This window comes from Streptosporangium canum, assembly GCF_900113865.1.
Taxonomy (GTDB): Bacteria; Actinomycetota; Actinomycetes; order Streptosporangiales; family Streptosporangiaceae; genus Streptosporangium; species Streptosporangium canum.
On sequence record NZ_FOQY01000052.1, the window covers coordinates 24,467 to 43,014 of the forward strand.

General features: G+C 67.8%; 15 protein-coding genes and 2 pseudogenes. 9 read left to right on the plus strand and 8 right to left on the minus strand.

Annotation, left to right across the window (positions count from 1 at the left end; translation table 11 throughout):
• Positions 1–527: 527 nt before the first annotated feature.
• Both BM085_RS40045 and BM085_RS47095 read left to right on the plus strand, forming a co-directional pair.
• Positions 528–2,474, plus strand: a pseudogene (locus BM085_RS40045) (protein kinase domain-containing protein); the annotation flags it as partial.
• Between the two features lie 85 nt (positions 2,475–2,559).
• Positions 2,560–4,629 carry a serine/threonine-protein kinase gene (locus BM085_RS47095; RefSeq protein ID WP_281249913.1) on the plus strand — a complete coding sequence of 690 codons (2,070 nt, stop codon included), beginning with the start codon at positions 2,560–2,562 and terminating at the stop codon, positions 4,627–4,629.
• 13 nt (positions 4,630–4,642) lie between these two features.
• On the opposite strand, the gene BM085_RS40050 is transcribed toward BM085_RS47095, so the two are convergent.
• Positions 4,643–6,274 carry a hypothetical protein gene (locus BM085_RS40050; RefSeq protein ID WP_093891982.1) on the minus strand — a complete coding sequence of 544 codons (1,632 nt, stop codon included), beginning with the start codon at positions 6,272–6,274 and terminating at the stop codon, positions 4,643–4,645.
• Positions 6,275–6,472: 198 nt separating this feature from the next.
• Between BM085_RS40050 and BM085_RS43960 the strand changes: the two genes are divergently transcribed.
• Positions 6,473–6,769 carry a hypothetical protein gene (locus BM085_RS43960; protein ID WP_143121293.1) on the plus strand — a complete coding sequence of 99 codons (297 nt, stop codon included), beginning with the start codon at positions 6,473–6,475 and terminating at the stop codon, positions 6,767–6,769.
• 208 nt (positions 6,770–6,977) lie between these two features.
• On the opposite strand, the gene pglX is transcribed toward BM085_RS43960, so the two are convergent.
• Positions 6,978–10,097 carry a BREX-2 system adenine-specific DNA-methyltransferase PglX gene (gene pglX / locus BM085_RS40055; protein ID WP_093891983.1) on the minus strand — a complete coding sequence of 1,040 codons (3,120 nt, stop codon included), beginning with the start codon at positions 10,095–10,097 and terminating at the stop codon, positions 6,978–6,980.
• A 231-nt stretch (positions 10,098–10,328) separates the two neighbouring features.
• Between pglX and BM085_RS43965 the strand changes: the two genes are divergently transcribed.
• The 3 genes from BM085_RS43965 (at position 10,329) to BM085_RS45575 (ending at position 12,489) form a co-directional block, all read left to right on the plus strand.
• A complete protein-coding gene (locus BM085_RS43965; RefSeq protein ID WP_143121295.1) occupies positions 10,329–10,712 on the plus strand; it encodes a hypothetical protein in 384 nt (127 codons plus the stop codon).
• Positions 10,713–10,832: 120 nt separating this feature from the next.
• A complete protein-coding gene (locus tag BM085_RS40065; RefSeq protein WP_093891995.1) occupies positions 10,833–11,753 on the plus strand; it encodes a DNA-processing protein DprA in 921 nt (306 codons plus the stop codon).
• Positions 11,754–11,928: 175 nt separating this feature from the next.
• Positions 11,929–12,489, plus strand: a complete 561-nt coding sequence (locus tag BM085_RS45575; RefSeq protein WP_218158968.1) for a phosphoribosyltransferase — start codon at positions 11,929–11,931, stop codon at positions 12,487–12,489.
• Positions 12,490–12,656: 167 nt separating this feature from the next.
• Here BM085_RS45575 and BM085_RS40075 read toward each other — a convergent pair whose 3' ends face one another.
• Both BM085_RS40075 and BM085_RS40080 read right to left on the minus strand, forming a co-directional pair.
• The gene (locus BM085_RS40075) at positions 12,657–12,866 is read right to left on the minus strand and encodes a DUF397 domain-containing protein (protein ID WP_093891985.1); all 210 of its coding nucleotides are present in this window, start codon (positions 12,864–12,866) and stop codon (positions 12,657–12,659) included.
• Between the two features lie 14 nt (positions 12,867–12,880).
• Positions 12,881–13,774, minus strand: coding sequence for a helix-turn-helix domain-containing protein (locus tag BM085_RS40080; RefSeq protein ID WP_093891986.1), 894 nt, complete (start codon positions 13,772–13,774; stop codon positions 12,881–12,883).
• A gap of 364 nt (positions 13,775–14,138) precedes the next feature.
• Between BM085_RS40080 and BM085_RS40085 the strand changes: the two genes are divergently transcribed.
• On the plus strand, positions 14,139–14,642 hold the full coding sequence (locus tag BM085_RS40085) for an ATP-binding protein (RefSeq protein WP_093891987.1): 504 nt from the start codon (positions 14,139–14,141) through the stop codon (positions 14,640–14,642).
• On the plus strand, positions 14,639–14,821 hold the full coding sequence (locus BM085_RS40090; RefSeq protein ID WP_093891988.1) for a WD40 repeat domain-containing protein: 183 nt from the start codon (positions 14,639–14,641) through the stop codon (positions 14,819–14,821). The genes BM085_RS40085 and BM085_RS40090 overlap by 4 nt, the downstream gene beginning before the upstream one ends.
• Before the next feature lie 172 nt (positions 14,822–14,993).
• Here BM085_RS40090 and BM085_RS40095 read toward each other — a convergent pair whose 3' ends face one another.
• From BM085_RS40095 to BM085_RS43970, 4 genes are all read right to left on the minus strand, one after another.
• Positions 14,994–15,467, minus strand: a complete 474-nt coding sequence (locus BM085_RS40095) for a galactose-binding domain-containing protein (protein WP_143121296.1) — start codon at positions 15,465–15,467, stop codon at positions 14,994–14,996.
• A 34-nt stretch (positions 15,468–15,501) separates the two neighbouring features.
• Positions 15,502–15,879, minus strand: coding sequence for a hypothetical protein (locus BM085_RS40100; protein WP_143121297.1), 378 nt, complete (start codon positions 15,877–15,879; stop codon positions 15,502–15,504).
• Between the two features lie 27 nt (positions 15,880–15,906).
• Complete coding sequence (locus BM085_RS40105) at positions 15,907–17,502, minus strand: alkaline phosphatase D family protein (RefSeq protein WP_093891991.1); 1,596 nt, start codon at positions 17,500–17,502, stop codon at positions 15,907–15,909.
• A 423-nt stretch (positions 17,503–17,925) separates the two neighbouring features.
• Positions 17,926–18,126 carry a hypothetical protein gene (locus BM085_RS43970; RefSeq protein ID WP_143121298.1) on the minus strand — a complete coding sequence of 67 codons (201 nt, stop codon included), beginning with the start codon at positions 18,124–18,126 and terminating at the stop codon, positions 17,926–17,928.
• A 223-nt stretch (positions 18,127–18,349) separates the two neighbouring features.
• On the opposite strand from BM085_RS43970, the pseudogene BM085_RS43975 reads away from it, so the two are divergent.
• Positions 18,350–18,548: pseudogene (locus BM085_RS43975) on the plus strand (IS5/IS1182 family transposase); the annotation flags it as partial.

Below are 18,548 nucleotides of genomic sequence, written 5' to 3' on the forward strand. Positions count from 1 at the left end.
GTGAGCGGGGTTCCACGGACCCGTGGGTGTCCTTTCCTGGTCGGTGGGGCGGCTTGACGTTGGTCAGGGTGGCGCCGGCAGGGCTTGCAGGCGGGTGACGGCGGTGATGAGCTGCGTGGCCCAGGGCCATCGGGCGGCGATGCGGAGCCGGATCGGCGAGCTGACCTTGCTTGGTGTTGGTGGCGAAACAGGTGAAGCGGTGCCCGCCCGGGTCGGTGAAGCGCAGCCGTGCGCCGAGGTGCGGGCGCTCCCTGCGAAGGCACTTTCTCATGTAAACGATCAAGGCTGGCGATATTCGCCGTGAAAGCCCGAGGCTCGCTCGCCGCCGAGAACGTCTGGGACGCGGTGGGCGGCCGCTTGGGCCGGTTCCGGGCCGTTGCGATCCGGGGGCATTACCACGGGAAGGAAAGTCGCCTCCGGGACTAGACTCTGCGCCGAGGAACGGAGGGCTGCGTGGAGTCCGTAGCAAGCGCTGGGTAGAGGTCACACCTTCCGAGCACACCCTCGAGCGGGGCGGCCTCGCCGCGATCAAGGCCAGACTCGATGACGAGGATCCCTACCGGGTGTGGAGCAACTTCACCTTCACCACCCGCAGCGGCCGCCAGTACGAGGTCGACCTCCTCGTCATCGGCAAGGGCGGCATCCACCTGCTGGAGCTCAAGCACTGGTCCGGCCGGATCGTCGGCGATCACCAGACCTGGGTCCACAACGGCAGGGCCGAGGACAGCCCCCGCATCCTCGCCGACACCAAGGCCAAGCACTTCAAGCAGCTCCTCATCGACGCCGGCGGGCGTGACCTGCCGTTCGTGCACGCGGGCGTGGTCCTCCACCAGCCGACGGCCGAGGTCAGGCTCACCGCCCGAGGTAGGAAGGGCGTCTACCGGATCGACGGCCAGGGCCCCGAGGGTCTGGACGAGCTCATCGCGGACGGGCTGGCCGTCACACCGGACAACCCCCGCAACGCCGTCGACCGCAGACGCTCGGTCGAGCTGACGCGGCTGATCGACAAGGCGGGCGTGCGTCCCAGCGTCCGGCACCGCAGGGTCGGCAACCTGGAGCTGGCCGACACCCCCCTGGCCGAAGGGCCCGGCTGGCAGGACTACCTGGCCCGCCACCCCATGCTGGACAGTGTCCGGCGGGTCCGCTTCTACCTCGTCGACCGGAGCGTCTCCGAGGAGGAGCGCGCCGTGACCCTCCGCGCCGCCAAGCGCGAGTTCGTCACGCTGGAGAACGTCAACCATCCGGGCATCGCCCGCGCCATCGAGTTCTACGAGCACGACCGCGGCCTCGCCGTCGTGTTCGACCACGACGCGACCGAGGTACGGCTCGACCACTTCCTGATGCAGAAGGCGGCAGAGCTCTCCATCGACCAGCGGATCCGTCTGGTCCGCACGCTGGCCAACACGCTGCGCTACGCGCACTCCCGGAGGCTGGTCCACCGCAGGCTCAGTCCGCTGTCCGTCTTCGTGCGAAGCCTCGCCCACGGCCGGTACGGCGTGCGGGTCCGCGACTGGCACACCGCCGGGCGCCTGGCTCCGGGCTCTCCCGGATACGGCAGCTACGCCGCGGGCACCCGGACGCTCGAGGCACTGACCGACCGGGCCGCCCACGGATACCTCGCCCCCGAGACGCTCCACGACCCCGGCGCCGATCCGATTCTGGCCGACGTCTTCGGCCTCGGCTCCGTGTCGTTTCTGATCTTCATGGGAAACGCTCCCGCCGACACGGGCGAGGAACTGCAGCAGCGACTCACCCGGGAGCGGGGCCTCGACGTCGGCGTCGAGCTGGACGGCGCGTCGCAGACGTTGATCGACCTGGTCAGGAACGCCACGGCGGGCGACGTCGACCTGCGGACGGAGTCGGCGGAGAGGTTCGTCCAGGAGCTGGAGAGCCTGATCCAGGAGTTCCTCCTGCGGGAGGAGGTCGCCCAGCGGGTCGACCCGCTGGACGCGACCCCCGGCGCGGTGATCGGCACCAGGGAGCAGCCGGGCCGGTTCGAGGTCGTCCAGCGGCTCGGTCAGGGGTCCACCGCACTGGCTCTGCTCGTCAGGGATCCCGAGCACGGCCAGGCCGTGCTGAAGGTCGCACTGGACGAGGACAGCGCTCGCCGGCGGTTGCTGGACGAGTCCGAGGTGCTGCACCTGGCCCGTGAGCCGCGAATCGCCCGCGGCCTGGAGGGACCGCTGGTCGTCGGCGGCCGTACGGCGCTGCTCCTGGAGGACGCCGGGCGGGAGAGCCTGGCGGCGATGATCCGCAGGGAGGGGCGGCTCTCGCTCGACTTCCTCGGCCGCTGGGGCAGGGACCTGCTGGAGATCCTCGCCGCGCTCGATCTCGCCGGGATCAACCACCGCGACCTCAAGCCCGACAACCTCGCCTTCCGCGAGCGGGGCAAGAGCCGCGAGGTGCACCTCTCGCTCTTCGACTTCTCCCTGTCGCGGGCGCCGCTGGAGCAGACCGGCGTCGGCACCCCGCCCTACCTCGACCCGTTCTTCGACCTGATCCACCGGCCGCTACGACGCGGCGGCCGAGCGCTACGCGGCGGCCGTCACCCTCTACGAGATGGCCACCGGCCGGACCCCCACCTACGGCACCGGTGGCAGCCACCCGGCGGTGATCGACGGAGACGTCACGATCGACCCCGGCGACTTCGAGCCGGGACCTGCCCGCGACGGGCCGGTCGCCTTCTTCCGCAGCGCGCTCTCGCGTGACGTCAAGGCCAGGCACGAGTCGATCGAGGAGATGCGGATCGCCTGGCAGGCGGCTTTCGAGGCCGTCCCACCGGCCGCGGCCACGCCGACCAGCGTCAACCCGGTGACGGGCGAGGAGCTCGACCAGACGGCGGCCAGAGCGGTCCTCGACACCGCCGTCGCCTCGTCGGGTCTCACCCCCCGCGCGGTCGACGCGCTGCACCGCATCGACGTCAGGACCGTCCGGGACCTGCTGGCCCGCTCGCCGTTCGAGCTCTCCCGGCTCTCCGGAGTGGCCGACCCCACCAAGCGGGAGATCCGGCGCAGGGCCAAGCAGTGGCGCGGCCGGCTCCAACCGGCCACCGCGGCCCACGAGGTGGCCGATCTCCAGGGCGACTCCGACCGCGGTGTCGGTTTGGTGCTCGGTTCCCTGGTGCCGAAGAGCCTCCGCGGAGATTCCGCCGAGGCGCGGGTGCTGCGGCTCTATCTCGGGCTGGAGGAGACCGCCTCCGACTGGCCGGGCAACGCCGAGCTGGCACGGGCGGCCGGAGTCACCGCGGGCCGAGTCGGCCAGATCGTTCCCAAGGCGCGCAAGGGGTGGCGGCCCAGGAGAAGTCTCACCCAGGTCCGCGACGAGATCGTGCAGATCGTCGAGGAGGCCGGAGGCGTGATCGCCGCGACCGGCGTCGCCGAGGCGCTGCTCGCCTCCCGCAGCCCCGAAGCCGCGGGAGAGCGGTGGATGCGCCGGGCCCTCGGCCTGGTCCGCGCCGCCGTCGAGGTCGAGACCGAGCGCGGCGGGGAGGCCAGGCTCCTCCAGCGGCATTCCCACGAGTCGGTGATCGTCGCGCTGGAGAAGCCCACCGACCCCGAAGCCGTGCCGGGCACCGATCTGCTCGACTACGCCGTACGGCTGGGCAAGGCCGCCGACCAGCTTGCCGCCGAGACCCCGCTGCCCACCGCCGCGCGCACCGAGGCCAGGCTCCGTACGGTACGGCTGCCGCAGGGGGCGGCGGAGCTGCCCGCCGAGCGGCTGGCCCTGCTCGCCGCCGCGGCCTCGCGGACAGCCGCCGCCAACGGCCGCGGGGAGATCTACCCCGACGGGCTGGACCCGCGCCTGGCCCTGGAGCAGATGGCGTCCTCGCTCGGCGTGGTCCGCCACGGCATGAACCCCGAGCAGCTCAAGGCGCGGGTCCGCGCCCGCTACCCGAGGGTCGGCGCGTTCCCGGAGAGTCCTCCGGGGAAGGAGCCGGCCGAGCTGAACGCGCTCCTCAAGAAGGCCGGGGTCCCACTGGTCTTCGCCCAGGAGCAGGGCACCTACGAGCCGCGCAGGATGTTCCCCACCATCCTCCCCTCCTCCAGGAGCCTGGTGGGGTCGAGCCCGAGCGGGAGCGCGGGTGACCGGGAGTTCACCGACTTCGAGCGGCGCATGGCGCTGTCGTCGAGGGAACGAGGCTTCGTCACGCTCGCCGTGAACTACCGCCTCTACCTCGACGCCATCGCCGCGCTGAGCGCCCGGTTCGGCGCCGAGGTGCTCGACGTCACCGCCGAACTGCTCGCCGCGATGCGGACGACCGCCGACTCGCTCACCGTGGACTGGTCGCTGGTGCTCCGCTCCGACCGCCCGGACGCGGCCCCGCAGGACGCCGCGAACCTGAGGCGGCTCGTCGCGCTCGCGGCGGCCGGACTGGAGGAACGGCTGGCCATGGATCCGCAGCCGCTGCTGGTCGTCGAGGCGGCGCCGCTGGCCCGCTACGACCGGCTGGGCGTGCTGGAGCGCCTGGCGGACAAGGCGACCGCACGGCCCGCCGCCCGGTGGCTGCTGCTGCCCGTCGAGCACGGCGGTATGCCGCACCTCGAGGACCGGCCCTCTCCCGGCGCCCTCGGCGCGCTGCGGATCTCCACGAAGTGGGTCGAGGCCCACCGCCGCTCCGCCGCCTCGTAATCCAGGCCAGGGGTCATTCGAGCAGGTCGCAGAGGTCCGGGCCGAGGTCGTCGCCGACCATGTGCAGGGCGGTCTCGGCACGTGAGGCCAGGGCGATGGGCGCGACCCCGGTGACCAGATGGGCGTGGGTGAGGCGGTCGAGGGCCGCCCCGACCAGCGGAGCGGTCACCCGGAGGGCGGCGGGGAGCGCGACGCCCCCGGTGGAGCCGCCGTGCAGCACGATGTTGCGGCAGCGGTACAGCCGGCGCAGCGACATCTCCACGTAGCCGCGCACCCGCTCCAGCACGCGCCGGTCGTCGGTGAGCAGCTCACGCAGGCGCAGGACGCAGGCGGCGTCGCTGCCGGTCCGCCAGGACCGGATGAGGGGGAGGGCGCCCCCGCTCCTCAGCTCAGCCGAGATCATCGCGGCCCGCTCCCGGTTGGAGGCGCAGGCGTCGAGGCGGGCGGCGAGGTCACCGTCCTTCACCTCGCGGATCCGGTAGGAGAGCGCGGTGAGCTCGGCACGCGGCCAGGAGGCGGCGACGAGGGCGGCCGCTCGGGCCGCGGCCACCACCTTCTCCCGCTCGTCGGGGTCGCGGGCCTCGGTGAGCAGTGACTCCAGTGCCGCCCAGCCTCCGGCGATCGCGGGGGCGAGAGGGCCCTGGTTGAGCCCGGAGGCGATCTCCAGGGCGTCGTCGACGGTGCTCCTGGAGTGCTCGCCGAAGCGCTGCACCTCGTCGCCGACCACGTAGAGCTGGCGCTCGGCGGCCAGCGAGAGGACCTGGGCTCCCCGGGCGGGCGGCTGCAGCGGGAGGGGCTTGGCCTCTCCGGCGACGTAGGCCTCTCCGAGCGGGAGCACCGGCCCACCGGCTGCGAACCTGGCCCGGGCCTGCATCCGCTCGACCAGGTCGAAGGCGATCTCCACCGCGCGGACGGAGTCGCGCGCCTCCACGGTGAAGGCCAGCGAGCCCACGATCCGCTCCGGCGGTTTGAGGCCCGCCTCGGCGATCATGGCCCACGTGTCGTCCGCCGTCCGCCAGTGGGGCAGGTGCCCGGCCAGCTCCTCGTGCCGGTGCAGCGCGTGGAACGGGACGACGACGCTCCAGCGGTGTGGGGGCGTGGCGAGCAACGTCGCCGCCTCCGTCAGCAGGTCCACGGCCGCGAGGCTCTGCCGTCCGTCGCGGAGCCACCGCTGCAGCCCGAAGAGGCTGTGCCCGCTGTCGAGCAGGTGGGAGGCGACGGCTCTGGCGACGAGTTCGGGCCGGGGCGGGTCGTCGACGGCGACGCAGCCGGCCCAGCGGTCCAGGTAACCGGGCCGGGCGACGTCGATGAGGTGGCGAAGCTTGCGGCGGCCGTCGCTGGCCAGCGTCAGGGTGGTCGTAACGCACTCCCGCAGCTCGCGCCGGTAGGCCGGGCTGCCCAGCGCGGGGTCGTTGCCGAGGAACCGCTCCAGGGCGTGGCGCTGCCAGTCGACCGCCCCCTGCGACAGGACCCTGCGGTCGACCCAGACACCCGCCTCGTGCAGCTCCTCCAAGGCGAGAAGGGAGCTGACGTCCCACAGCCGGCGGGTCCACGGGGTGGTGGCGCTGGTGAAGTCGAGCATGCGGGTCGTGACGTGCCGGGAGTAGCCGGATCGGGGGTCACGCCCGGCGGGGATCGCGTTCATTGCGGAGCGACCTCGGATCGGGGGGAGGTGAAAAAAGAGGGCGCGGTCCGAAGACCGCGCCCTCAGGGGCATGAAGCCCCGGATTAGCTTGTGCTCGCTTTCGCGACTCCTCGAATATACCCGCTCTCGCAGAGATCCACCGAGATTTCGGTGAAGTCCCGTCGTCTCCCGGCTCTTCTCGGCGTAGGGTCCGAGCCGGTGTTGCATAAGTTTGTGTTTGTCTATGGCGATTTAATCGGGAATGCGATCAAGGTCGCGATGCAGAGCCCGGATCCGTCCGGCCACTCTGGTGCCGGGCCCTTGCTGTCGGCGGGGGAGTTCCCCGCCGAGTGGCCGGCAGGGGTGGCGTCGGCATGGGGGATGGCGGACTCTCGCAAGGTCTCAGCCGGACTGATGTACGCGCGGGGGAACAACCCGGCCGCCGCACGGCCGGCGGTCGAGAAGGTGACCGGGCCGTACACGAAGGACCAGAAGAAACTGAAGGACTACCTGTAGAAGCTCAACGAACACACCGGCGGGTTGTACCTGAGTCACGACAGCGAGGGCGACGCCTTCGGGCGGATGCTCGCCGCCGCCTTCTCAGTGGGCAGGTTCCGCCGGTCAGGTGAGGTCGTCGAAGCCGCCGCTCTTGATGCTGAGGTCCCGTTGGGCTGCCCGCCAGCCCTGCTTCTTGCTGAGGCGGATGGGCGATGCCTCTGCGTGATCATGAATTCTTCCGAGGCCGACCCCGGTTCGACTTCGGCGGGCGCCATGTCCGAAAGCCCTCGGTATCCGTCGTAGCCAGGGCGCGGTTGAACGTCTTAATCCAGTGCTGGTCATCGGAATGAGAACGATTGTGCCAGCGTGACAATTCGAACAGACCGGCTGTGAGAGGGACGACGGCTTCACTGTTCGGTGGGATCCACTCGTTGGCGAGACGCCACAACACGTGAGCCCGCTCCCTGCTTTCCCATCCGCTCCAGCCGATCAGGGGACTGTCCCGATCGCCGACCCCCGGGTAGGACACGAAGCGTTCGTTGGGGACGTCGAATTTTCCGCGTTGCCGCCAGTAGGCGACTTTCAGAAAATCACTCGCCGTATATTTGGGCGGCACCGGAATGGAGTCTCGCTGCTGGTCGGCTGCATGGACATTGCCTGTGCGGCGCAGCTCGTCCTCATCCCGTTGAAGATCCCATACCTTCTCCCATTCGGCACGCTTACGCAGCCCGGACTCGCGTAGGCGGAGCGCCGCGAGATAGGGAACTTCGTGCTCACTGACGAGATCCTGAAGGATCTTATTCAGGGGCTTGCCGGGAGCGTAAAGGCTTGCGGCCTCACGCACCTCGGAATCCTCCTGGAGCAGATCCGATAGCTCCTGAATGGTCAGTGGGCGCGGGTGAGGCAGTCCGTCCCGTTGCTCGTACCAGAGTTCGGGCGTTTCGCAGCGGTCGAGCAACCAGTCACGTAAGGCGTCGAACAGCAGGTGGTCCCAGTCCTCGCTCGCCCAGCGTCTCTTGTACTCCGGCTGCTCGAGGGCGCACAGGGCGGGATCCGCCTCTATCGCGTCGATGCGACTATGCACGATCTCCTGATACACGGATGGCCAGTGTCCCGGCACCTCCGTCAGCGGATTCAGGTTGTGGCGTGTGAACCATGTGGTGGCGGCGGTGCCCGCGGCGACCTTTCTCGCCAGAACGATTTCGAAGGCCCGTTCACCGGCCTTCACGAGAGGGACATGCTCTCCATCCGTCATCATCTTGCCGGTGTCAGGCAGCAAGCCGTATCGGTCGTAGATCTCCCAGTCCAGCTCCTCCTGAAGCGCGATCATCGTCTCTCTCGTTCGCACCCACCGGTCGCGGGCGTCAGCCAGTACCTGCCGCGACAGCTTCGGGCAGGTCCGGATGACCTCAGCAGGGAGGGTCACCATCAGAGTGTTGGCCAGGTCGTCCAACCGCATCGCGTGGATCGACCATCGGTCGGCCGACCATCGGTCGGTGGGGAGCGGAAGGTCCGCCAGGCGCGTGGAGGTGAACTCATAGAAAGCGGTCCACGGTTCGCCGGTTCCTGTTCCGGGCTGGTCGGAGGCTGGCCGTCCCTTGGTCTGGCTGTGTTGTTTGAGCCAGAAGCAGACGGCGGAGCTGTTGAGTAGCGCGGTCAGTTGCTGGTGGTCGACGTCCCAGGCCATCTTCGGCAACCTGATCACCGGCGCAGAGTGCAGAGGGAAAATAGGGTCACGCAGCAGGGTGAAGTGGGTGTGGGTGGCGACCCAGGGGAAGACGATAGACCAGGGGTGGGCGTCCCTCGTCTCGGTCACGTGATGCCAGTCATACCACGTGCGGTCGGCCTTGAAGTAGGTGCCACCGGAGTGGTTCATACGGTGTCCCATGACCGTCCGGTAGGGCCAGAGTCGTTCGAGATGTTCCGGGAACCGCTCGATGTTCACCGGTTGCCGAGCGTCCTGCCGGGGGAAGAAGGCCTCCCTTTCCGGCAGGACGATCCAGTCCCTCACCTCGGAGCCGGTGATCACTTTGACGAGGGGTTGCTTTTCGACATGGATTCTCCGGAAGGAGGCCGGTGGCGCGGTGAAGATGTCATCGGAGCCGGTGGTGGCGAAGTAGCCGATCCGTGCCACCCGGTCTCCGAGCCGACTGCCGCCCTCCATCCGCCGCAGGATCTCCGTCGTGGTGGGGGCGGCGAGGTTCCATGGGAAGGTTCGCAGCACGCTTCTGTCCAGCCACAGGAACTGCGTCCATCCGTTGCTTCCGTTCTGGTCCGAGGCTTGATCCACGATGGACCGCCACACATGTCCGCTTGCGGGATCTGCGGGAGTCTCCGGCTCCCCCCGGATGCCAATGACGGCGCCAACAGGGGAGGCGCCGCGCGGGGGGCGTTGTCTTCCCAGCAGGATGACGGTCGGAGTGCCGTGTCCGGGGATGTAGGCCCCTGAGGTGTCGATCACGTTGGTGAGGTCGACCGACGGGAAGAAGTCCTCGATCAGTTTCCGGCCGAACTCGCGCTTCATGAAGCTGTTCGCGGTCAGCTGGCCGATGTAGCCCGCACCCTGCCCGGAAGAATCCTCAGGGCGCGCGAACTGGAAGAACCGCTGCGCGAACGGCACTGTCAGGGCGTACATCCCGGAACAGACCTTTGGGTAAGCCTCGCGGTACCGTTCGTTCTCCGCTTTGTTCTTGACTGTTATGTATGGCGGGTTGCCGACGACCACGTGATAGCTGCCAGCATCCAGCAGGCCGATTTCCGATGGGAAATGACTGTACGTCTCGTCGTCCGAAGCGTTCATGGACATGAGGCGGGGGTTGGGCGCGTTACGGCCGTCGAGGAGCGAGTCGCCAGTGGCGACCGGCATGAGGAGCTCCAGGGTGTTGGGGAGCCTGTCGGCTCCCGCTGCCTTCATCGCGCTGATGAGGAGCCGGAACCGGCTGATCGTCACTGCGAAGGGGTGCCGGTCGACGCCGTGAATCGACGCGAGGACTCTCCGGATCAACTCCCAGTTGTCGGTGCTCGGCTCGGCTGTCCTCCATCGGTTCAGCAGCCGGCGGAATGCTCCGAGCAGGAAGGTTCCGGAACCGCATACCGGGTCGATCAGCCTGAGCCCCTCCAGACCGAACTGCTCCATCGCCGGATCAAGGGTGTGATCGAGGATGAACTCTTCGACGAACATCGGCGTCTGGATGAGAGCGTAAGACTTCCTGGCTGTCTCGGACAGGTCCTGATAGAGGACGCCGAGGAATTCTGTGCCCCATTCGGGGTCAGTGAAGCCGTCCAGCTGGGGCCCATCAATCGGTTCATTGCGGAATACGGGCTTCAGGTCGACCGTGAGGCTCACATGCCTCTCGGCCTCGCCTCTCTCGACACGACCGATCCTGGCGGTGCGCGTGCGGCCGGTTCGCGACTCCCCCTCCTGAGGCAGGGGCGGCTCCGCGCTGACTTGCTGCCTTCCAGCACGTGGGGGTCCAACCTGAGGGGCGTCCTTTCCCGGGCTGACTGGGATCAGCTACGCATCCCTGTCTGTACGCATGCGGGCAATCGCTGTGAGGTCTGCAAGGCGCTCTGTTATATGGAGGATGGTCGGAGCCGGCGGCCTGACTGTCATGAGCTGTGGGTTTTCGAGACGCGTGCAGGCCGCCACATTCAACGGCTGGAGCGGCTGATCGCGCTCTGCCCCGACTGCCACCGGGTGCAGCACATCGGTCTCGCTGAGATCAACGGCGAGACCGACCGGGTGATCGCCAAGCTCAGAGAAGTGAACGGCTGGACTCAAGATCAAGCCGAGGCCGAGCTGTCGCGCGCCCACCGCGTTTACGCGCAGCGAAAGCTCGTTCACTGGGACCTCGACCTGTCTGTGCTCAGCGAGTTCATCACGATCGACGGCTTCCCTGACCTCTATATCCCAGAATCCGAGCGGCGCCGCCTGGGTAACTCCTTCTACGGCACGGGGTGATGCTCCGGTGAGCGTGGGGAGCTTGGCACCTGCGGGCGGCTGAAACTCGAACAGATGTTTTGAAAACCGAAGAAGTGAGGTTCTGGGACCGTGCTCCCGTTCACCGGTAGCATCGGGAGCATGGTTCCGGAACTGCGCGAACGTGCCGCTCTCGTGGCGCTGCTGCAGCGTCCCGGGGCCAAGTGGCAGGACATCGCTCTCGAGGTGCTGGAAACCGGCGGTGCGACGGCCGCGCTCGAATCCCGGCTCAGGTTGCAGGAGACGTTGTTCTCCGTGTCCGATCCCGTGGTGTCCGCCATCGAGGACGCGGAGGAGACGCTGGAGGCATGGGAGGCCGCGGGCATCGATGTTCACGCCTGCTTCGATCCCGGCTATCCAAGTCAGTTGCGGAGCATTCACCAGATGCCTCCGCTGCTGTTCTCGCGGGGCACTCTTATCGATGATCAGCGGGCGATCGCCGTCGTCGGCACCCGTCAGGCGAGCGAGCAGGGTCTGCGGATCGCCTCCGCGGTGGCCAGAGAGCTGGCCCTGAACGGGGTGACCGTGGTCAGTGGCCTGGCCAAGGGCATCGACACCGCTGCGCACACGGCGGCGCTCAAGGCGCGTGGTCGTACGGTGGCCGTGATCGGGACAGGGATCAACCGGTTCTACCCGAGCGAGAACCGCGCCCTGCAGGAGCGGATCGCCGGCGAAGGGGCCGTGATCAGCCAGTTCTGGCCGGACGCGCCGCCGAGCAAGCAGAGTTTCCCGATGCGCAACGCCGTGATGAGCGGTTACGCGGCGGCCACAGTGGTGGTCGAGGCGCCCTGGAGAAGCGGGGCGCGCATCCAGGCCCGGCTGGCGCTTGAGCACGGCCGCCCCGTCGTGATGCCTGATCAGCTTCTGGAGCACGACTGGGCGCGGGAATACGCGCAAAAGCCCGGTGTTCATGTGGTTTCCAGCCTCAACCAGCTACTCTCGGTCGTGGAGCATGTGATCTCTGATCTGCATACCGGCCCTGATGCGCTTCCGGAGGCCCCCCACCTTGTCTGGAGCAGTTGACCCCTGGGATCTCGTCCGCGTACGTGTCGCCCAGCAAGCTCACTACCTTCGCAACCCACTCAGGCCGGCACCTTTGATCTGCTACGTCTGCTGCGGTCCCGCAGATCCCCGCTGGACCCGCTGCTATCAATGTGAACAACATCTGAGGACTGCCCAGGCCAGAGTCGCCGATGTCGTGGTGCCCATCTCCTATGCGGTCAAGCGGACCCAGCACGCGTACGGCCTGGCCGCCTACAAGGCGAAGGTTCCGTCGCCGGAGATTCAAACAAGCCTGCTCAACCTGCTGCTGTTCTTCGTCAGGGACCATCTCGGCTGTGTCGCGGAGGCGGCTCACGTCACCAGGTGGAGTCATGTAGCGGTGGTGCCCAGCACGCGGGGCCGACCAGGTGAGCACCCGCTGCGGGCGCTGCTTGGGAACCGGACGGGGCTGCCGTGGGTTGGTCTCTCCGTCAACCAGGACATCCCTTCTCATGTGCGTGAGCTCCGCAAGGACCGATTCAGCGTGTTGGATGGGGACCTCGGGGGCGGTCACGTGCTCTTGCTCGATGACACCTGGACTACGGGGTCCCGCGTCCAGTCGGTGGCGTATGCGCTGAAGCGGGCGGGGGCCGAAAGGGTCGCGGTCGTTGTGCTGGGCCGGCATGCGAACCCGGAATGGGACGGCTGGAATCCGATCCTCCGGGCGATCAAAGACCATCCCTTCCGGTTGGACAGCTGCTTGGTCCACAAGCATTGACGGCTGGCACTGTTCACGATGTTTCGAGCGATGATGACGACAGAGACGCAAGCGGACGTCCCATCCCCGAAGTAGCAGAAGGCTCAGGTCATCTCCCGGGAAGTGCACGTTTCGCGACGCGATGACACTTCCCGGAAGGTGGCAATGGCCCGGAGAGGGCCTGTCGATCAGGAAAGGCCGTCGAGGCCGCCGGACTTGATGTCGCCGATGAAAGCCGTCCACTCGTCACGGGGGAAGACGAGTGTGCCGCCCTCGCGGTCCTTGGTGTCGCGGACGGCGACGGCGTCGTCGACGAACGCCACTTCGACACAGCTCGGGCCGCTGCCGCTGAGGCTGCTCTTGCGCCAGCGCGCATGGGAGAGGTCAGGTTGCTGCATCCCGTTTCCTTCCTTCAGCGATCTTCGCGCATGGATGCAATGAGCGCGACCGTGTCGGCAGGGCTCAGTGCTATCGCGCAGAGATGCTCGCAAATCTGGTTATAACGCTGGATATCCGTCTCCTTCTCAAGAAACAGATCACCAGCCATGCTGTCAATGTGAATAACGTCGAGGTCGCCCGTGTCGAACTTCAAGACGATGAAGCTCCCGGGCATGCCTGGGTGGGCTCCGGCGGTGAATGGGATCACCTGGACGGTGACGTGCGGACGTTGGGCCTGTTGGATGAGGTGCGCAAGCTGGTCGCGCATGACGGCCTGGCTGCCAACCTTTCGACACAGCGCCGCCTGGTCGATGATCGCCCATAGCCGGAGGGGTGTCTCGTTCTCCAGAAGGCCCTGGCGTTGCATTCTCGCGGTGACGAAGCTCTCCACCTCTGCTTCTGTGGCGGTCGGCAGTACGCCCCGGACCACCGCCCGTGCGTAGTCCTCGGTCTGTAGCAGGCCGGGGATGAACAGCGACTCGTAGTTGATGGCCTTGCGGGCCTCGGCCTCCAGCCCGATGTAGGTGCTGTACTTGTCGGGAAGGTCGGCTTCGAGGCCGTGCAGCCAACCGCGCTGCTTGGCCTCCTTCTGCAAGGCCACCAGGTCGGCGCGTTCGGTGCCGGTGACCCCGTAGGCGTCGAGCAGGGCGATAAGGGTTCGAAGCTGAGGCTTGGTCTTGGCCGTCTCGATCCGGTAGAGCGTGACGCTGTTGACGTTGGTCTTCTCCGCGACGTCGTCCTGGGACAGCCCGGCCTGCTGGCGAAGACGGCGCAGCTCGGCCGCCAGGCGACGGAGGCGAACGGTGGGAGGCTGGCGCCGATTCGACAGGCGAGGAACACTTCCACCAATCCCCTGCTCATCCCGCATTTCCGTACCTTTCTGGACGATGTAGTCACTACGAATGTAGCCCTTGCATTCACTGAGAGTGATGCTGCATGCTCTCAGAGTCAAGCTTTCCGGAAAGGGTTCTTTCCGGATGGCGAAACGCGTGATTTCCCCAGTCAGCCGGGCGGATGAGCTTCCCTCCCGACGCGGCCCACCCCTGTCGGGTGTCCGCCCGGCGCAAGCGGTACGACCCCCGGCAGCCCCCTGCCGCTCCCCGGTCGTACCTCCCGTAGGACCGGCACCGTGCCCCGCCGCCCCCTGTGCGGGGAGAGCAGCCGCCCCCGTCTGCGAACGGTGCCGGTCCTATGCCCTGACGCCTGACGCACCGACCAGGAGCGGGTGAACGATGACCGACGTCACCACCGGAAAGCACCACCTGGAGCTCTCCGTCTTCCCGACCTCGCCCTACTACGCCCGCGTGCACGTCCAGCGCGTGCTGGAGGGCTGGCGGCGGGACGACCTGATCGAGACGGCCCAGCTCGTCGTCTCCGAGCTGGTCTCCAACGCGATCAAGGCGCACGTCCCGCACGTCTCGCCGCACGCCGTCACGGAATCCCCCGCCGTGATGGAGTCTCCCGCCATCATGGAGGCGGTGGCGCACGCGAGTCCGGATCACATCTGGCTGGATCTCTACCCGGTCGGAGACGCGGTCGTGCTGCGCGTCTGGGACGCCTGCCGTACTCCGCCCGTCCTCAGGGTCCCCGATCCGGACGACGAGGGCGGACGCGGCCTCTGCCTCGTCGACCTGCTCGCCCGGAGCTGGGGCTACTACCGCCCGACCTCGGGCGGAAAGATCGTCTGGTGCACCCTGGCGGTCCCACTGGTGCCACCCGAGGGTCGAGCCATATGATCACCGCCACACTGCGCGGCCACGACGACATCAACTGGTCGGCGGCGTTCAGCCCGGCCGGCAGAACCCTCGCCAGTACGTCGGACATGGTCGGCTTGGTGTGGGACGTGGCCGCCGCCCGCAAGAGCCAGCAGACGATCTTCCTGCCGGTCGGGCCAGGTGATCCGGGGAAGTTCTGAGAAGGCAGTGTTCCCGGAAATCCTCGGCTCACCGGCTTCCGGGAACACGGCACGGACCGGTCCCAGCACCCGGCTCGGTAATTCCGAGAACAGGGTCCGGGCCGGCCGGGACGGCCTTGACGGGAATCCTCGGACTCGTATGACCAGGATCCTGAATCGGCCGAGCCCGGGGTTACGCTCCGCGGACCTCCAACTCCATGATGCGCGAGTATCTGGCGTCGTTCGAGGCGTAGATGACGACCTGTACGGCCTCGGCGGTGGTCGCGGCGAACTGCGAGGTCACGAGTCCAGCGGTGTTGCCACGTACCTGGGCGACCGTCTGCCACTGGCCGTCCGTGAGGACCTGGACGTCCCAGTCCTTCACCCCGAAGCGAGTGGCCGGGGACCCCGCACTGTCTATGGTCAGGAGCTCGACCTGGTCGATCCGCTGCGGCGTTGGGAAACGGACCCCGTAGCTGTCGGGAAAGATCGTCGGCGTGGCGTCGTTCCACCCGGTGCGGGTGCCCCACTGGGCATGGTCCTTGTTCCCGTCGACACCACCGCAGACCGGGAAATTACCGTGAGCGGATGAGGCGAATGCCTGCTCTCCCAGCGCCACGTTGTCGCCGGGCCCCTTGGCCGGGGGCTCCTGTACCCGAACCGGCACGCGGAGCTCCTGCTTGTTCATGGCCAGCAGGACGTCATAGGTGCCCGGTGGAGTGTCCCGGGGGGGCGCGAACCTCGACCGGAGTGCTCACCGGCTGGTCGGGATCGGCGGCCGGAAGGTAGCTGGAGAAGATGTCCCGGGACAGGGTGATCGGCTTTTGGGCGCTCAGTGTCATATCGGCGAACTGGGCCTGTGGTCCGGTGTTGGTCATGGTGGCCTGGAAGCTGCCGGAAAAGCATGGCAGCGGGAGGATGTCGAGCGCGGCCGGATTGGCCGCCATGGTGATCTGGTCCTTCGGCTTCGAGCGGCCGGAGGCCCCGTTCGCCGGAGACGCCATGGCCAGCGCGGTGACCATGGCGGTGCACAGAGCCAGGGATGGCAGGGCGGTCCGCGCGATGCGCTGCTTCAGCATGATGGAGATCCTGTCCATTACGGAGACTCAGGTGGTCTGGATGCCGGCTCGGCCGTCTTCGACGACGAGCTGCGCACGGGTCGTCACGGTGCCTCCGGGTGTCGTGACACGGTCAGCCACCCGGTAGTCCGCGGTCCACTCCTGTTCGGTCACGGTGCAGGTGACGTAGCCTCGCTGGAAGTTGTGGTATTTGATGTGCGGGTTCTCGGCGAGCAGTGTCAGGCCGACCTGGTCGTGGTCGGCACCGTCGAGCCCGGAGGTGATGGAGGTTCCGACGAACTCGGTACCCACGGTGGGCGATGCGGGGTCGGCGAAGTCGAGTTTGAGGTCGGAGGCCACGCTGCGGTGGAGGTCTCCGCCCAAGGAGACGAGGTTCTTGACGCCGCGTTCGTGGGCGCCGCCGAGCACCCGGTTACGAGAGCCGACGTAACCGTCCCAGGTGTCCATCGGCACCACCATGTCCGGCCCGGCCTTGACGTCGAGCTGGGCCATGGCGTTCTGCTGTCCGATGACGTTCCATCGTGTTCCGGAGGCGGCCAGCCCGTCGAGCAGCCATCGCTCCTGCTCCTCGCCCGTGATGGTGCGGCTGGGGTCCAGCGATCCTGGGTTGGGCGGCTTCTCGCCGTCGCCGCCCGCCTGGTCCGAGCGGTACTGCCGGGTGTCGAGAATGCTGAACTCAGCCAAGGTGCCATAGCGCAGGCGCCGGTACAGCTGCATGTCCGGCCCGTTGGGCAGCTGTGACAGGCGCAGCGGCATGTGTTCCCAGTAGGCCCTGAAGGCGTTGGCGCGCCGGACCAGAAAGCTTGCCGGCGGGGCGCTCGGGTGCGCCTCGTCGGCCCAGTTGTCGACGACTTCGTGGTCGTCGAGCGTGACGATCCAGGGCGCGGCGGCATGCGCGGCCTGCAGATCCGGGTCGATCTTGTACAGGGCGTACCGCTCCCGGTAGTCGTCGAGTGTCACCGTCTGGCGCATGGCGTGAGGGTCCCCGGAGTCGGGGCGTACGCCCTTGTCGGCGCCGAACTCGTAGATGTAGTCACCGAGAAAGAGGATCACGTCATGGTCGCGGCGGGCCATGTCGGCGAGGGCGGTGTAGTAGCCCTCGAACCACGCCTGGCAGGACGCGAAGGCGAAGCTCATCGCGGAGATGGCGTCGCCGGGGGCCGGAGCGGTACGGGTGCGGCCGACGGGGCTGATCTGCCCCCCGACCCGGAAACGGTAGAAGTAGTGCCGCCACGGACGCAGGCCCTGGACATCGACATGGACGGTGTGGGAGTACTCAGGCCGGGCGGTCGCAGTGCCGCGGCGCACGACACGGTGGAACGCCTCATCCTCGGCCACCTGCCACTGGACCGTTACCGGGCGCTGGTCCATCCCGCCGAACGGCGCCAGTGGTTCCGGCGCCAGCCGCGTCCAGATCACCACCGCGTCGGGCAGCGGGTCGCCGGACGCGATCCCCAGGGTGAAGAGGGGTTGACGGTCCACATTCACCGCGGATGCCGCGTGGGCGCTGCGGATGCCGGGAAGGGCGCCGGTCAAGGCCAAGGCGGCGGCCGTGCCGGTCACGGTCAGGAACCTGCGTCTGGTCGCGGCGGCAGCCGCGAGGCCGGCCTGGGTTGATCTCATGAAGTCAGATGAAACCGACACCTGATGACCACATCCCCAATAGGAATAGGCGAGTTCGTGAACACGCGTCCAAGGCGGTTGCGGCCGAAGGGATTTCGGCCGCGTGCGCCTGTGGGCGGCGACCACCATGTCACTGGCGTCGACCTGAAGATCGTTCCCGGACGCGCCGGTAAAGGGTATCGAGATCTTGGTGATATGACAAAAATCGTTTTAACGTTCCTTGCCGCGGATCGTGACCGAGTGGCTGGACAGAGGTCAGCAGTGGTGGCCGCTGTTCGTGGAACGTGCCAATTTTCTGGAGGCATCGGAGACGTGGCTGGAGAAAGCGCAAGCGCCGGTCCTCCCGATTTCACCGGGGGGTCCGGCGCCACTTTCGCATTCCAGAGGAAACGGCACTCTCGGCATCCGCCTGCTTCCCCTCCGTCATCGATTCGGAATCGCATGGCGGAGCCGTACGCGGCGGGCGGTGAGGTCCTCGGCGAACCGCCGGACCGTCGGCCCCACCCGCACAGGCTGTCCGGTGAACCGGCCGTGCGCGGGGTCGAGCGCGGCCTCCGGGACGGCGACCCATACCCTGACCTCTGCCAATGTCTGCCCCAGCACCTGGCGCCCCGGGTTGGGCACCAGATCCTCCGGCTGAGGATTTACATCCCCTTCGGATATGGATACAGCGGCGGTGTCATTGAGGTGATCTCAGCAAGATCGGTTCGGGCATTTTACTCTTGATGCCGTCACAAGGGTGCCGGCGGACATGAATCGGGATGGATCGCGATGCCCCTGAAATAGGCGTGGAGCTTTCGGTAGAAGAGGTCTCACCACAAGCCGTCTTCGGTCCAGAAAGCCCCACGTGATCACCTATCGTGCCACGCTCGACGTCCCCCGGGAGCTGGTTTGCCATCTCTCCCTGCTACTGGCGGCCGAACGCCGCCGCCTGGGCACCCGCTCGGGTTCTCGGGCGCTGACCTGTTTTGCGCAGGCGGTGATGGGGCTGCGCTGGTTTCGCGACCGTACCGACCGGGCCGCCCTCGGCCGCGACCACGGCGTCT

What these genes read in the sequence shown, in the direction of transcription:
- BM085_RS40100 (WP_143121297.1), bottom strand. Translation starts at nt 15,879, where the DNA reads ATGCTGAAGCAGCGCATCGCGCGGACCGCCCTGCCATCCCTGGCTCTG.
- BM085_RS40090 (WP_093891988.1), top strand. Translation starts at nt 14,639, where the DNA reads ATGATCACCGCCACACTGCGCGGCCACGACGACATCAACTGGTCGGCG.
- BM085_RS43965 (WP_143121295.1), top strand. Translation starts at nt 10,329, where the DNA reads ATGGAGGATGGTCGGAGCCGGCGGCCTGACTGTCATGAGCTGTGGGTT.
- BM085_RS40075 (WP_093891985.1), bottom strand. Translation starts at nt 12,866, where the DNA reads ATGCAGCAACCTGACCTCTCCCATGCGCGCTGGCGCAAGAGCAGCCTC.
- BM085_RS40080 (WP_093891986.1), bottom strand. Translation starts at nt 13,774, where the DNA reads ATGCGGGATGAGCAGGGGATTGGTGGAAGTGTTCCTCGCCTGTCGAAT.
- BM085_RS47095 (WP_281249913.1), top strand. Translation starts at nt 2,560, where the DNA reads ATGGCCACCGGCCGGACCCCCACCTACGGCACCGGTGGCAGCCACCCG.
- BM085_RS40065 (WP_093891995.1), top strand. Translation starts at nt 10,833, where the DNA reads ATGGTTCCGGAACTGCGCGAACGTGCCGCTCTCGTGGCGCTGCTGCAG.
- BM085_RS40105 (WP_093891991.1), bottom strand. Translation starts at nt 17,502, where the DNA reads ATGAGATCAACCCAGGCCGGCCTCGCGGCTGCCGCCGCGACCAGACGC.
- BM085_RS40085 (WP_093891987.1), top strand. Translation starts at nt 14,139, where the DNA reads ATGACCGACGTCACCACCGGAAAGCACCACCTGGAGCTCTCCGTCTTC.
- BM085_RS40050 (WP_093891982.1), bottom strand. Translation starts at nt 6,274, where the DNA reads ATGAACGCGATCCCCGCCGGGCGTGACCCCCGATCCGGCTACTCCCGG.